This window comes from Microbacterium sp. SMR1 (assembly GCF_003289625.1).
In the GTDB taxonomy this organism is placed as follows: domain Bacteria; phylum Actinomycetota; class Actinomycetes; order Actinomycetales; family Microbacteriaceae; genus Microbacterium; species Microbacterium plantarum.
Genome location: NZ_QMBN01000005.1, coordinates 107,066 through 121,229, shown reverse-complemented (window position 1 = coordinate 121,229; position 14,164 = coordinate 107,066). Strand labels below are relative to the sequence as shown.

The window sequence follows — 14,164 nt, the reverse complement described above, 5'->3', positions numbered from 1 at the left end:
GCTAAGCACTGAGCTATATTGACTAAGTGCTTAGCAATCGGATCGCATTCGTTCCCCTGACCGCCATCGCGCCCCTGGTCTGGGGAACCACGTACCTGACCACGACGACGTTCCTTCCGCCGGGGCATCCGCTGCTCGTCGCGACCGTGCGCGCGCTGCCGGCCGGGCTGATCCTGCTCCTCGTGGCCCGGCGGCTGCCAACCGGGTCGTGGTGGTGGCGCGCCTGGATCCTCGGCGCCCTCAACTTCACGGTTTTCTTCGGGTGCCTCTTCGTCGCCGCCGACCGGCTACCCGGCGGCGTCGCCGCCGTCGTCGGCGGGATCCAGCCGCTCATCGTCGCGATGCTCGGCTGGTGGATCCTCTTCGAGCGGCTGACCGTGCTGACGTCGATCGCCGGAGTCGCCGGTGTCATCGGCGTCGGGATGATCGTCGCGCCCGGAGGCGCCGACCTCGACCCGATCGGTATCGCCGCGGCGCTCGGCGGCGCAGTCTCGATGGCCGTCGGCACAGTCCTGACGAAGCGCTGGGGCGCGGGGCAGCCGCCGCTCACGATCACAGCGTGGCAGCTCGTCACGGGCGGGATCCTGCTCGCGGTGCTCACGGCGTTCCTCGAGCCGCTGCCGGACGCGCTTCCCACCGCGCCCGAACTCGGGGCCTGCGCGTACCTCACGCTCATCGGCACGGCGCTCGCCTACGTGCTGTGGTTCCGCGGCGTGCGGGCGCTGCCGACGCGCCTTCCGGCGTTCCTGGGGCTGTTGAGCCCCGTCGTGGCGGTCCTGCTCGGGCTGCTCGTCGCCGGCGAGACGCTGAGCGCCCTCCAAACCGCCGGCCTCGTCACGGTGCTCGCGTCGGTGACCGCCGCCGTCGCACAGCGGGGCCCGAAGATCCCCGACGTACCCCCGGTGGGACTCGAACCCACACTGAAGCGATTTTAAGTCGCCTGCCTCTGCCATTGGGCTACGGGGGCCCGGTCCCACGTTACCGGCCCCCGGGTGGCCGCTCGGGCCCAGGGGTGACCCTTCACCTGGCAGCACACGCCCACTCGCACCCCACGAAGCGGCGCAACCTGCCAACTGAGCGCACTGCGCAGAAACGACGAGGCCCCCGTCACCGTGCGGTGCGGGGGCCTCGTCGTGACGGGAGAAATCAGTTCGCGTCGACCTTGTTGTCCTTCTCGGCGGGAGCGACCGCTGCGGCGCCCTCGTCCTTCGCGACGCTCTTCGGGTCGATCGGCGGCTGCGGGTTCTCCGCGGCCGGCTGAGCGGGACGCGGACGCGCGGCGAACTCCTCGAACGCGGCGCGCGGGGTGAGCGTGCCCTGGAGCGCGACGTTGTCGCGGCCGAGCCAGAAGTTCATCCACCAGTCGCCGACGACGCGCCACTTGCGCTCCCACGACGGCATCGCGAGGCCGTGGTAGCCGCGGTGCGCGACCCAGGCGAAGAAGCCCTTGATCGCGATCTTGCCGGACTGGAAGACACCGTTGCCGAGGCCGAGACCGGCGACTGCGCCGAGGTTCTTGTGGAAGTACTCGCGAGGCGTCTCACCGCGGAGAACCGCGACGAGGTTCTTCGCGAGCAGCTTTGCCTGGCGTACGGCGTGCTGCGCATTGGGCACGCAGTACCCGCCCACGCCGCCGCCGGTGAGGTCGGGAACGGCCGAGATGTCACCGGCAGCCCAGGCGCCCTCGACGATCTCCTCGGGCGTCCCGACGCGCAGGTCGGCGCGCGTGCGGATGCGGCCGCGCTCCTCGACGGGAAGGTCGCTGCCGCGGACGACCGTCGGGTTCGCCATGACGCCGGCGGTCCAGATGATGACGTCGGTGGGAATGACCTCACCCGTCGACAGCGCGACGTTGCCGCCCTCGGCGCCCTGCACCTGCGTGTCGAGGTGCACGTTGGCACCCTTCTTCGCGAGGTCCTTGAGGACCCACTGGCTGGTCTCGAGGGAGACCTCGGGCATGATGCGGCCCATCGCCTCGATGAGGTGGAAGTGCGTGTCCTCGAAACGGAGCTGGGGGTAGCTCTTGAGAAGCGACGACGCCATCGCGCGCAGCTCGGCGAACACCTCGATGCCCGCGAAGCCGCCGCCGACCACGACGACGGTCAGCAGGCGGTCGCGCTCGGGACCGGCGGGCAGGTTCGCGGCGCGGTCGAAGTTCGTGAGGATGCGGTCGCGGATGGCCATGGCCTCTTCGACCGTCTTCAGGCCGATCGCGTTGTCCGCGATGCCCGGGATCGGGAACGTGCGCGAGACAGCACCGGCGGTCACGACGATCTGGTCGTAACGGTGCTCCCACGGCTCGCCCTGAGCGGGGGTGATCGTGGCGACCTTGTTCGCGTGGTCGATCTTCGTGACCTTCGCGTTGACGACGTTCGTGCGCTTGAGATGACGACGGAGGCCGACGACGACGTGGCGGCCTTCGATCTCACCGGCCGCGACCTCGGGGAGGAACGGCTGGTAGGTCATGTACGGCAGCGGGTCGACGATGGTGACCTCGGCCTCACCCTTGCGGAGGTGCTTCTCGAGCTTCCACGCAGTGTAGAAGCCGGCGTAGCCGCCACCGACGACGAGGATCTGGGGCACAGATGTGGACACGTTCGGAAGAACTCCTTGATCGGGGGCTCGGCTAGCGCGACGCGCGGGCCGATCGGATGCGCCGGACAGCAGCAGTGACGCCGAGCGCCACCAGTATAGCGGCGATGGTCACACCCACGAGCGGGACGGTCCCGTACAGGAGCGTGTTCAGGCTCGGCAGCAGCGGCGAACCGGCCTCGGACGGCGGATCCGCGGCCGGGAGCTCCGGAAGCGCGACCGGCGATGTCGAGGGTTGCGGCGCCGGCGCCTGCTCTGCCCGACGGTAGATGCGCACCCACTCGGCGAGATCACCCATCGGGTTCTCCGAAACCGCCGGAACGGCGGTGTTCACCGCGGCAGCGGCATCCAACAGTCCGTAGCCGTAGAGCGGGTCGGGCTTCGCCGAGACGCCGGGCACCGCGCGCGCGGTCTTGATGATGCGGTTGATGACGTTGTTCGCGTCGAGCCCGGGGTGCGCCGAGCGCACCAGGGCCGCGACGCCCGCGACGATGGGGGCTGCGCCACTGGTGCCGTCCCATACGACGATGCGTCCGTCGGCGGAAACCCCGAGCAGTCCCTCACTCGGCGCGGAGATGCCGATCGTGATGCCCTGCGTCGAGGCCTCCTGGCTCGCGACCCCGCCTCGGTCGACGCCGCCCACCGTGAGCACACCCGGAATCGTCGCCGGCGCTCCGACGCGGTCGGTTCCGGTCCCCCGGTTGCCCGCGGCCACGACGACCACGACGTCGTGGTCGTAGGCGTACTGGAAGGCCGTGTCCCACGACGGATCCCATTCGAGCAGGTTCGTCGTGAACGACAGGTTGATGATGTCGGCCCCGTGATCGACGGCCCACGTCATGGCATCGGCGACCTGCGTGGCGAACGGGATGTCGGAGCTGCCGCCGAAGCCGATCGAGAGCGACAGCAGCTTCGCCTCGGGAGCCACGCCGATCATCCCGGTGTCCGGGCCGGTGCCGCGGGATGCCGCGAGCGAGGCGACCCAGCTGCCGTGGTCGCGGTCGTCGCCTCCCACAGGAGTGCGGCCGTCGGCGCTGCCCGAGCCCGAGAAGTCCGCTCCGGCGGTGACCGCCCCCTCGAACTCGGCCGGTCCGCGTCCGATGCCGGTGTCGATGACCGCGATCGTCGTACCTGCACCGCGCGTGGTCTGCCACGCCGTGCGGATGCCGTAGTCGTCGAGCCAGTACTCCGCCTGACGCGCGGGGTCTGTCGGAGGCACCACCGCACCGGCCGTCGCCGTGGTGACGACGAGCACGCCGACGACGGCCGCGCGCAGAAGCCGCCCGACGCGCCGCGTCACGCGGCCACCCGGGGGTTCGCGCACGTGCACCGCTCGGGCGACCAGGTGGATCGCTCCAGCGCGAGGTCGCCGATGGGGTTGACCCCCGGCCCCGCCGCGAGGGCGTGGGCTGCGACGGCATGCAGGCACTTGACGCGCGTCGGCATGCCCCCGGCGGAGATCCCCGCGATCTCTTCGACCTCACCGTACGTGGTGCGGTCGGCGAGGTACTTCTCGTGGGCACGCTGATAGGCCGCGGCGATGTCGGAGTCGTCGGCCAGCAGGTCGGAGAGCTCGCGCATGACGTGGGTCGCCTCGAGGGCCGACATCGCGGCGGTGGCACCGGGGTGGGTCAGGTAGTAGAACGTCGGGAACGGCGTGCCATCGGGCAGCCGCGGCTCCGTCGACACGACCGTCGGGTTGCCGCACACGCAACGCGCCGCGATCCCCACCACGCCGCGCATCGGGCGTCCCAGCTGCTCGCGCATGACCTCGAGGTCGGCGTCGGTCGCGGGCGTCAGAGCGGGAGCAGTCACTCTGACAGGCTACCGTCCGCCGCTGGCCGACTCCTGGGGCGGCACGGCAGCGGTCCTCAGGGGCCGGTGGCTGCCGTTCGAGCGGATCCGCTGGTCACGACCGAGCGCACGAACTGCGACATCCAGTCGGTGCGGGTGCGTTCGACGTCGCTCGAGACTGCGGCCGGATCATCGGGCAGGGCGGATGCCGGCAGATCGTCGTCGATGAGGTAGACGACCTCGCCGGGACGGACGTAGTACAGGCGCTCGCGCGCCTGCGTCATGATGAAGGCCGGATCACGCCACTGCTCGCGCTCCGCGGAGAGGGCGTCGACCTCTTCCTGGCTGACGCGGACCGATTCCTCCAGCGCTGCGATCTGAGCGCGCTGATCGAGGTAGGTGCTGACCGAGGGGACGAGCACGCACGCGGCCAGCACGACGAGCCCGAGCATGATGAAGGCGAAGCCCGACACGCGGATGCCGCCCATCCACTCGCGGACGTCCACCCGCCGCCGGGAACGAGGAGAGGGAGCCGTCGTCTTGACCACGGCTCCCCCTCTCGTCACGTTTCAGCGCAGATCAGCCCTGGAATCGCGGGAACGCAGCGCGGCCGATGAACTCCGCGGCGTCACCCAGCTCCTCCTCGATGCGCAGAAGCTGATTGTACTTCGCCACACGCTCCGATCGCGCGGGCGCGCCGCTCTTGATCTGACCGGCGTTGACCGCCACGGACAGGTCGGCGATGGTCGTGTCCTCGGTCTCACCCGAACGGTGCGAGAGCATCGTCGTGTAGCCCGCACGGTGAGCGACCGCGATCGCGTCGAGCGTCTCGGACAGCGTGCCGATCTGGTTGACCTTCACGAGCAGCGAGTTGGCGGCCTTGCGGCGGATGCCGTCGGCCAGGCGCGCCGGGTTGGTGACGAAGAGGTCGTCGCCGACCAGCTGCACCTTGTCGCCGAGCTTCTCGGTGAGGGCGGTCCAGTTGTCCCAGTCGTCCTCGGCGAGGGCGTCCTCGATCGTGACGATCGGGAAGTCGTTGACGAGCTGCACGTAGTAGTCCGTCAGCTGCTCGGCGTTCCAGTCCTTGTTGTCGAGGCGGTAGACGCCGTCGTTGAAGAACTCGGTCGCCGCGACATCGAGGCCGAGGGCGATCTCGGAGCCGGGCTTGAAACCGGCCTTCTCGATCGCCTTGACGAGGAACTCGAGGCCCTCGCGGTTGCTGGGCAGGTCGGGCGCGAAGCCGCCCTCGTCGCCGAGACCGGTGGCGTAGCCGGCGGCCTTCAGCTCGCCCTTGAGGACGTGGTAGACCTCGGTACCCCAGCGCAGCGACTCGCTGAAGGTCTCGGCGCCGATCGGCGCGAGGAAGAACTCCTGCATGTCGATGCCGTTGTCGGCGTGCTCGCCGCCGTTGATGACGTTGAACAGCGGCACGGGCAGGACGTGCGCGTTCGGGCCACCGAGGTAGCGGAACAGCGGCAGGTCGGCCGAATCGGCGGCCGCCTTGGCCACGGCGAGCGAGACGCCGAGGATGGCGTTCGCGCCGGTGCGCGACTTGTTCTCGGTGCCGTCGGTCTCGATGAGGATCTCGTCGATGATGCGCTGCTCGCTCGCGTCGACGCCCTCGATGGCGGGGCCGAGCTCGTCGATGACGGCGGTGACGGCCTTGAGCACGCCCTTGCCGCCGTAGCGGCTCTTGTCGCCGTCGCGGAGCTCGTACGCCTCGAACGCGCCGGTGGATGCGCCGGAGGGGACGGCCGCGCGCTGGACGATGCCGTCGTCGAGGAGCACCTCCACTTCGACGGTCGGGTTGCCACGCGAATCCAGAATCTCGCGTGCGCCTACAGCCTCGATCAGTGCCACAGGGGTACTCCTTGCTTGTGGAGGGTGAGTCGTGGAGCGTCGTCGGTCCACTCTGAGTCTAGTGATGACCGGAGCCGCCGCCACCGGGTCTGCCGGGACTATGACGCGGGGTCGACCCGCAGTGCGATCGCGAGCCCGTCCCAACCCTTGAGATCGAGCGTCTGCAGCGCGGTCGCCTCGAAGCGCGGATCACGGGCGAGCATCTCGAGTCCTCGGCGGGTGCCGGCCACCTGCTCGTCCTCCGTCGCCGGGTCGCTGACGCGGCCCGCACGCACGACGTTGTCGACGACGACGATCGCGCCGGGCCGGGTCAGCCGCGCGGCGTGATCGAGGTAGATCGTGTTGGATTCCTTGTCGGCGTCGATGAAGACCAGATCGAACTCCTCGTCGACGTCGGGGAGCACGTCCGCGCCGCGTCCGACGCGCACCTCGACGCGGTCGTCGACGCCGGCGCGCGCGATGCTCGCTCGGGCGACCTCCGCGTTCCGGGGCTCGGCCTCGATGGTCAGCAGCCGTCCGTCCGCCGGCAGGACGCGCGCCATCGCGATCGTCGAGAAGCCGCCGAGCGTGCCGATCTCGAGGACCCGGCGAACGCCACCGATCCGGATGAGCAGCTGCAGGAGCTTGGCACTGAGCGGTGAGACCTCGATGGCGGGAAGCCCGGCCTCGCGTTGATCGGTGAGGGCGGCATCCAGATCCGGATCGGGCGTCACGAGAGTCGCCGTCAGGTACGCGTCGGTACGCCGCCAGCTGTCGGGAGTGGGGTCGGTCGTCATGCTCTCAGCCAACCGCACGGCGTCCGCGCGCGCCAGCATCCGCTCCGTCATCACCTCGTCGAGGGCGGCGGCGACCGCCGGGAGCAGCGCGTCAGCGGTGCGCCGGTACCCGAGTGCGCTCGGGTGGAATCGGTCGAGGGAGAACATCTCGTCCGGATTGTCGACGAACACCGGTCCCACAGCGCGGCGGAGTGAGACGACCCGCGCGCCGGCTGCCCGCGCCGCGGTCTCCTGAGCCTGCGCGAGCGCCCGCGACGCGCGCGATGCGAAGCTCCGCAGCGGCTGCGGGACCGGTCGGAGGGCCCCGAGGTCCGGACAGGTGCCCACCACGACCGCACACCCCCGAGCGCGCAACGTCTCGACGGCGTCGGCGAGGCTGCGAGCCGCGTCAGCGGCGGGGATGCGGTGCGTGACGTCGTTGCCGCCGACCACGATCACCGCGACATCGGCTGCGGCATCGTCGCCGAGGGCTGCGATCTGGTCCGGCAGCGTCGATGACTCCGCGCCCACGACGGCGCCGGTCCGGAGCCGCACGGGGCGGCGCGCCCGCTTCGCCAGTCCGCGCGCGAGCCGTCCGCCGAGAGTGTCTTTCCGACGCTCGGCCCCGAGGCCCGCGGCGAGCGAGTCGCCGAGCATGACCAGACGCACCGGCTCGCCCGCATAGGAGCGGCGCCACAGCCGGTCGGCGTCGAGGGCGAACTCACCCAGGGGCTTGCCGATCCGCTCCCGCGCGAGCGCGGCCTGCCGCGCCAGCACGACGCCCGAGGCGAGCGCGACTGCTCCAGCCGAGAGAACGGCGCCGCCGACGGCCGCGGCGATGCGCACGACAGGTGTGGTCATGACGCCAGCACAACACCGTCGAGTGAACGGGCGCGGAAGAGTGTCCGACGCTCGCGCGAACGACGTCGGGAGTCCCTCAGTCGATGGGGCGTGGCTCGACCGATCCGACGTCCTCCCCCGCACGCAGCGCGACGAAGGCGGCGTAGCCGTCGGCAGCGGCGCGCTCGAGCAGCGCCTTGAGGTTCTTCGGGCGCTGCTCGAGCCGCACTCGCGAACCGGTCGCGAGAAGGTGTGCCTTCGCGGCGAGGAGTTCGGGCAGCGGCACGTCACGATCGTGGACGAGCACGACGCCGGTGCGGTCATCGCCCGCCGACGAGCCCAGCAGGTCGACGAGCCGCTCGAACCCCAGCGAGAAGCCCACGGCCGGCACGTCCGAGCCGAGGAACCGGCCGATCATGCCGTCGTAGCGGCCGCCCCCGCCGAGCGAGTACGACACCGAGGGGTGCGCCAGCTCGAAGATCGTGCCGGTGTAATAGCCCATGCCCCGCACGAGGAACGGGTCGAAGACGAGCGGCACCTCGGTCGACCCGCCCCGCGCCGACCGCACGGCCTCGCCGATGCCGACGAGGTGCGAGATCACGTCGTCGCCGACGCCCTCGGGAAGTCGCGAGCGGATGCCGTCGGCGTCGAAGGCCGCGGCATCCGACTGCGGGCGGCGGAGGAACGCCTCGAACGCGTCCGCGGCGGCCGGGGTGGCACCACGCTCGCGCAGCTCGGCTACGACGCCGTCCGTCCCGAGCTTGTCGAGCTTGTCGATCGTGATGAGCACTCCCGGGCGCTCGGACTCGGCGAACCCGAACGTCGCGAGCATCGCATCGAGCACGCGCCGGTCGTTGATGCGCACCGACGCACCGGTCAGCCCGAGCGCGTCGAGAGCGTCGAGGCTCGCCGTCATCAGCTCGGCCTCCGCTCGCGAGGTCGCGTCGCCGATGATGTCGATGTCGCACTGCACGAACTGCCGGTAGCGACCCTTCTGCGGCCGCTCGGCGCGCCACACCGGCGCGATCTGGATTGCGCGGAACACCGTGGGCAGCTCGGCACGGTGCGAGGCGTAGAAGCGGGCGAGCGGCACCGTCAGGTCGTAGCGCAGCCCCAGATCGGTGAGCGCGGCAGGGTCGTCCGCCGCGGCGCGGATGCCGTCGGCGTCGAGTCCGCGCGCGAGCACGTTGTAAGCGAGCTTCTCGTTGTCGCCGCCGATTCCGGCGTGCAGACGTCCGTACTCCTCCATGACGGGTGTCTCGATCTCGTCGAAGCCGTGCGCTCGGTAGCGCTCGCGGACGACGGCGAGAACGCGCTCGCGGCGGGCTTTGTCGGCGGGAAGGAAGTCGCGCATGCCGCGCGGCGGGTTCACGGTGGGCACCGTCCTATCCTTCCAGGTCGGCGGCGGCGCCACTGGTGCCCTCGGCCTCGCGGATGTCGGCGCCCAGGGTGCGCAGTCGTTCGCGGAGGGCGCGCTCGGCATCCCAGCCCTGGGCGCGGCCGTGAGCGACGAGCGCGAGCAGTGCGTCACCGAGCCCGGCTTCGTCGGCGGGCGGTTCCGCGGGTGGCGCCGGTGCGGCCGACAGGATGGACTCCGACTTGGCGAGCATCTTCTGGGCCAGGGCGAGCGTCGGCATGTGGGCGGACACTCCGTCGAGCACACTCGTGCGCGCGCGCTTCTCGGCCGACTTCGCGGCGTTCCAGAGCACGAGCACCTGCTCGGGAGTCTCGGCCGTCGCGTCGCCGAAAACGTGGGGATGCCGCCGCACCATCTTCTCGGTCAGACCCCGGGCGACGTCGTCGATGTCGAACGGGTCGGATGCCGACCGCGACGCGATCTCAGCGTGGAAGAGCACCTGCCACAGAAGGTCGCCGAGCTCTTCGCGAAGGTCAGCCGCGGTGCCCGCTTCGACGGCATCCACCACCTCTGCCGACTCCTCGATGAGGTACGGGACGAGATCGCGATGAGAGATTTGCGCCGTCCACACGCATCGCTCGCGCACGGCGCGCATCGTCTCGGCGGCGTCACGCAGCGGATCGGACATCGGGCTCCTTCGTACGGGGCGGTCCCAGGCTAGCCCCGCCGTAACACAGCGGCGCCCGACGCCGCGTGTATGACGCCCGTGTCAAAGCGCGGTCGCGCGTGCCAGTACTTTGGAGGCATGCGCGAGCTGACCCGAACCGAAGCCATCGATCTCGTCGGCCGATACGAGGCCGAGCAAGAGATTCCCGAGGCGATGCGCGCCGATGTCCGGATGCTCGGCTCGATGCTGGGCCAGGTGCTGCGAGAGAGCGGCTCGCCCGGCCTCTTCGACGACGTCGAGCGCCTGCGAGGCGCCACGATCCAGGCGTACACCGATGACTCGCCCGAAGCGTTCGAGCGCGCGGCGGCGATCGCCGAGTCGTTCAGCGTCTCGCGTGCGGACGAAGTCGCGCGCGCCTTCACCGTGTACTTCCACCTCGTGAACCTCGCCGAGGAACACCAGCGTGTCCGTCTGCTGCGCGAGCGCGCGGGCATCTCCGACCAGGACAGCGCGAGCGACTCCATCCCCGCCGCATACGCGCAGCTGTCGTCCGAGGTGGGCGAGGACGAAGCGGCGCGCCGGCTGCGCGAACTGCGCTTCCACCCCGTCTTCACGGCGCACCCCACGGAGGCACGTCGCCGCGCGGTCTCGCAGAGCATCCGGAGGCTCGTGACCCTGCTCGAGACGCTCGAGAACTCCGCTGCCGGTGGCGCCGAGCACCGACGGGCCCGCCGCCGCATGCTCGAGGAGATCGACACGCTCTGGCGCACGTCGCCGCTGCGCGCCGAGAAGCCGACGCCGACCGACGAGGTCCGCGCCGTCATGGCCGTGTTCGACGACACCCTCTACACGACGATCCCGCTGGTCTACCGTCGTCTCGACGACGCCCTGCAGGGCGAGGTCGCCGGCAGCCGTCCCCCGGTGGTGGCGCCGTTCGTGCGTCTGGGTACATGGGTCGGCGGCGACCGTGACGGGAACCCCTTCGTCACCGCGTCGGTCACGAAAAAGGCCGCCGGCATCGCCGCCGAGCACGTGCTCCTCGGCCTTGAGCGCAGCACCGAGCGCGTCGGCCGCGGATTGACTATGTCGGGAGACACGACGCCCCCGAGTCCCGCGCTGCGAGCACTGTGGGATCGCCTCGCCGCGTCCGACGACGAGGGCGCCGCCAACGCCGTGAAGCGCGCCCCCGGGGAGCACCACAAGCGCGTCATGATGCTGCTCGCACGCCGCATCCGCGCCACCCGTGCGCGCAACGCCGACCTCGCCTACAGCGACCCCGAGGAGTTCCTCGCCGACCTGCGTGTCGTGCAGAGCTCGCTCGACGAGGCCGGCGCCAAGCGCCAGGCCTTCGGCGCGCTCCAGCAGCTGATCTGGGCCGTCGAGACCTTCGGCTTCCACCTCGCGGAGCTCGAGGTCAGGCAGCACTCCGCCGTCCACGCCAAGGTCCTCGCCGAGTGCGAGGCGGGCGGCGAGCTGAGCGATCTCGCGAACGAGGTCCTGGAGGTCTTCCGCACCATCTCGCAGGTGCAGAAGCGCTTCGGCCCGCGGGCCGCGGGACGCTACATCGTGTCGTTCACGCAGTCGGCGGACGATCTCGCGAACGTGCACGCCCTCGCGCGTCACGCCGTCGGTCCCGACGGGACCCCGCCGGTACTCGACGTCATCCCGCTGTTCGAGACCTTCGCCGATCTGCAGGCGGCGCCCGGAATTCTCGCCGAGATCGTCGACCACCCGGCGTTCGCCGCGCGCCTCGACGCGACCGCCCGGCGTCTGGAGGTCATGCTGGGCTACTCCGACTCGTCGAAGGACGTCGGACCGGTCGCAGCCAACCTCGCCCTCTACGAGGCGCAGGCACGCATCGCGGCATGGGCGCAGGAGCAGCGCATCGAGCTCACTCTCTTCCACGGCCGCGGCGGCGCTCTCGGCCGCGGCGGCGGGCCCGCCAACTCCGCCATCCTCGCGCAGCCGCCGCACTCCGTCGACGGCCGCTTCAAGCTCACCGAGCAGGGTGAGGTCATCTTCGCCCGCTACGGCGACCCCGACATCGCCCTGCGCCACATCGATCAGGTGGCCGCCGCGATCCTGCTCGCTTCCGCGCCGTCGATCGAAGAGCGCAACAGCCGAGCCGCCGAGCGGTATGCCGACGTGGCGGCGACGATGGATGCCGCCTCGCGCCAGCGCTTCTTCTCCCTCGTGAAGGCACCCGGGTTCGCCCCGTGGTTCGCCGCCGTCACGCCGATGGAGGAGATCGGCCTCCTCGCCCTGGGCTCGCGCCCGGCGCGCCGCGGGTTGTCCGTCGAGTCGCTCGAAGACCTGCGCGCGATCCCGTGGGTCTTCGCCTGGACGCAGGCGCGTATCAACCTCGCGGGCTGGTTCGGGCTCGGAACCGCGCTCGAGGCGGTCGGGGACGAAGCGCTGTTGCGTGAGGCGTACCAGCAGTGGCCCCTGCTGCGCACGGTCATCGACAACGTGGCGATGAGCCTCGCGAAGGCCGACCCGCGCATGGCTCGTCGACACCTCGCGCTCGCCGACCGCGATGATCTCGCACAGCTCGTCGTCGACGAGATGCTGCTCACCCGCGACTGGGTCGTGCGCATCGCGGGAGGCGACGGTCTGCTCGCCAACAAGCCCGTGCTCCAGCGCGCAGTGAAGATGCGCAGCCCGTACGTCGACGCCCTCTCGCTCCTGCAGCTGCGGGCGCTGCGTGTGCTCCGCTCGACCGAGCAGGACGCACCCATCCCGCCCGAGTGGCAGCGCCTGCTGCTCATCACCGTCAACGGCGTCGCGGCTGGCCTCCAGAACACCGGGTGATCGTCATATGGCCGGGCGGGCACCGTCGTGCCCGCTAGCGTGGATCGGGTCCCGCCCGCTCGGCCAGAAAGCTCCACCATGACCGAACACCACGCTCCCCTGCCCTCCTCCGTTCAGCCGGTCTTCGACACCGTCCTCCAGCGCAATCCGCACGAGCCCGAGTTCCAGCAGGCCGTGCACGAGGTGCTCGAGGCGATCGCGCCGGTCGTGGAGGTCCAGCCCGAGCTCGCGCGCGACGGCATCCTCGAACGTCTGGTCGAGCCCGAGCGACAGATCATGTTCCGCGTGCCGTGGCTCGACGACGCCGGCACCGTTCGCGTCAACCGCGGCTATCGCGTGCAGTTCTCGTCAGTGCTCGGACCGTACAAGGGCGGGCTGCGCTTCCACCCGACCGTGAACCTGTCGATCGTGAAGTTCCTCGGCTTCGAGCAGATCTTCAAGAACGCCCTCACCGGTCAGGGCATCGGCGGCGCCAAGGGCGGCAGCGACTTCGACCCGCACGGTCGCTCGGATGCCGAGATCATGCGCTTCTGCCAGTCGTTCATGAACGAGCTGTACCGCCACCTCGGCGAGCACACCGACGTCCCTGCCGGCGACATCGGCGTGGGTGCGCGCGAGATCGGGTATCTCTTCGGGCAGTACCGCAAGATCACCAACCGCCACGAGTCGGGCATGTTCACGGGCAAGGGCGTGCAGTGGGGCGGGGCCGAGGTCCGCACCGAGGCGACGGGCTACGGCGCGGTCTTCTTCGCGCAGGAGATGCTCGCCGTCGCGGGCGACTCGCTCGAGGGCAAGCGCGTCGCGGTGTCGGGCTCGGGCAACGTCGCGACGTACGCCATCGAGAAGGCGTACCAGCTCGGTGCGACCCCGATCACGGCATCCGACTCGTCGGGCACCATCGTCGACGAGGACGGGATCGACCTCGCCGTGCTCAAGCAGGTCAAGGAGATCGACCGCCGACGCATCTCGGCGTACCTGGATCACCGGCCCCGCGCGACGTTCATCGAAGGTGGCCGCCCGTGGCGCACCGCGGTCGACGTCGCCATCCCGTCCGCGACGCAGAACGAGCTCGACGGAGACGACGCCCGCGCGCTCGTCGACAGCGGCGTCCGGGTCGTCGTCGAGGGAGCCAACATGCCCTCGACCCCCGAGGCTGTCGACGCGTTCCGTGCGGCCGGAGTGCTCTTCGGCCCCGGTAAGGCGGCGAACGCGGGCGGTGTCGCGACATCCGCGCTGGAGATGAGCCAGAATGCGTCGCGCCAGCGGTGGGGCTTCGCCGACAGCGAGAACAAGCTCCGCGAGATCATGAAGAACGTCCATGACGCCGCATTCGCGGCCGCGGAGCGCTACGGCCACCCGGGCGACTACGTCGTCGGGGCGAATGCGGCCGGGTTCGAGCGCGTGGCACGCGCGATGCTCGCCCAGGGCGTCATCTGACGCTGCCGCGGGGCCGGGCGGGGCGCGAGCCGGGTTAGGCTTTCACCCCGT

11 protein-coding genes, 1 tRNA gene and 1 pseudogene are annotated in these 14,164 nt (G+C 70.7%); 3 read left to right on the top strand and 10 right to left on the bottom strand.

Features of this window, described 5'->3' with window-relative positions; translation table 11 throughout:
- Positions 1-26: 26 nt before the first annotated feature.
- Entirely contained in the window at positions 27-935 is a 909-nt protein-coding gene (locus DO944_RS15365) for an EamA family transporter (protein WP_258524808.1), read from the top strand.
- Here the strand turns inward: DO944_RS15365 and DO944_RS15360 are convergent.
- From DO944_RS15360 to DO944_RS15315, 10 genes and pseudogenes are all read right to left on the bottom strand, one after another.
- A tRNA-Leu gene (locus tag DO944_RS15360) sits at positions 895-967 on the bottom strand. The two genes, DO944_RS15365 and DO944_RS15360, sit on opposite strands and share 41 nt — an antisense overlap.
- A gap of 179 nt (positions 968-1,146) precedes the next feature.
- Complete coding sequence (locus tag DO944_RS15355; protein ID WP_112618016.1) at positions 1,147-2,583, bottom strand: NAD(P)/FAD-dependent oxidoreductase; 1,437 nt, start codon at positions 2,581-2,583, stop codon at positions 1,147-1,149.
- Between the two features lie 43 nt (positions 2,584-2,626).
- Positions 2,627-3,892, bottom strand: coding sequence for a S8 family serine peptidase (locus DO944_RS15350; protein WP_240309862.1), 1,266 nt, complete (start codon positions 3,890-3,892; stop codon positions 2,627-2,629).
- Entirely contained in the window at positions 3,889-4,359 is a 471-nt protein-coding gene (locus tag DO944_RS15345) for a DUF501 domain-containing protein (RefSeq protein ID WP_112618047.1), read from the bottom strand. Before DO944_RS15345 ends, DO944_RS15350 begins: the two co-directional genes overlap by 4 nt.
- A 104-nt stretch (positions 4,360-4,463) precedes the next feature.
- A complete protein-coding gene (locus tag DO944_RS15340) occupies positions 4,464-4,934 on the bottom strand; it encodes a septum formation initiator family protein (RefSeq protein ID WP_240309863.1) in 471 nt (156 codons plus the stop codon).
- A 31-nt stretch (positions 4,935-4,965) separates the two neighbouring features.
- Positions 4,966-6,246 (bottom strand): phosphopyruvate hydratase, encoded by a 1,281-nt coding sequence (gene eno / locus DO944_RS15335; RefSeq protein WP_023950384.1) that lies wholly within the window; start codon positions 6,244-6,246, stop codon positions 4,966-4,968.
- A 98-nt stretch (positions 6,247-6,344) separates the two neighbouring features.
- Entirely contained in the window at positions 6,345-7,022 is a 678-nt protein-coding gene (locus DO944_RS15330) for an O-methyltransferase (protein WP_112618045.1), read from the bottom strand.
- 96 nt (positions 7,023-7,118) lie between these two features.
- A pseudogene (locus DO944_RS15325) lies at positions 7,119-7,658 on the bottom strand (SGNH/GDSL hydrolase family protein); the annotation flags it as partial.
- Between the two features lie 280 nt (positions 7,659-7,938).
- Positions 7,939-9,195: a histidine--tRNA ligase gene (gene hisS / locus DO944_RS15320; RefSeq protein WP_220118382.1), complete on the bottom strand. Its 1,257-nt coding sequence runs from the start codon at positions 9,193-9,195 to the stop codon at positions 7,939-7,941.
- 31 nt (positions 9,196-9,226) lie between these two features.
- Positions 9,227-9,886 carry a MazG family protein gene (locus DO944_RS15315; RefSeq protein WP_112618014.1) on the bottom strand — a complete coding sequence of 220 codons (660 nt, stop codon included), beginning with the start codon at positions 9,884-9,886 and terminating at the stop codon, positions 9,227-9,229.
- A gap of 117 nt (positions 9,887-10,003) precedes the next feature.
- Between DO944_RS15315 and DO944_RS15310 the strand changes: the two genes are divergently transcribed.
- Entirely contained in the window at positions 10,004-12,676 is a 2,673-nt protein-coding gene (locus tag DO944_RS15310) for a phosphoenolpyruvate carboxylase (protein ID WP_112618013.1), read from the top strand.
- A gap of 78 nt (positions 12,677-12,754) precedes the next feature.
- The gene (gene gdhA / locus DO944_RS15305) at positions 12,755-14,113 is read left to right on the top strand and encodes an NADP-specific glutamate dehydrogenase (RefSeq protein WP_112618012.1); all 1,359 of its coding nucleotides are present in this window, start codon (positions 12,755-12,757) and stop codon (positions 14,111-14,113) included.
- Positions 14,114-14,164: the final 51 nt, after the last annotated feature.

Bases quoted from the DNA above. Each gene is read 5' to 3' on its own strand.
- DO944_RS15310 (WP_112618013.1), top strand. From the start codon at position 10,004: ATGCGCGAGCTGACCCGAACCGAAGCCATCGATCTCGTCGGCCGATAC.
- DO944_RS15345 (WP_112618047.1), bottom strand. From the start codon at position 4,359: ATGCGCGAGCAGCTGGGACGCCCGATGCGCGGCGTGGTGGGGATCGCG.
- hisS (WP_220118382.1), bottom strand. From the start codon at position 9,195: ATGCGCGACTTCCTTCCCGCCGACAAAGCCCGCCGCGAGCGCGTTCTC.
- DO944_RS15330 (WP_112618045.1), bottom strand. From the start codon at position 7,022: ATGACGACCGACCCCACTCCCGACAGCTGGCGGCGTACCGACGCGTAC.
- DO944_RS15315 (WP_112618014.1), bottom strand. From the start codon at position 9,886: ATGTCCGATCCGCTGCGTGACGCCGCCGAGACGATGCGCGCCGTGCGC.
- gdhA (WP_112618012.1), top strand. From the start codon at position 12,755: ATGACCGAACACCACGCTCCCCTGCCCTCCTCCGTTCAGCCGGTCTTC.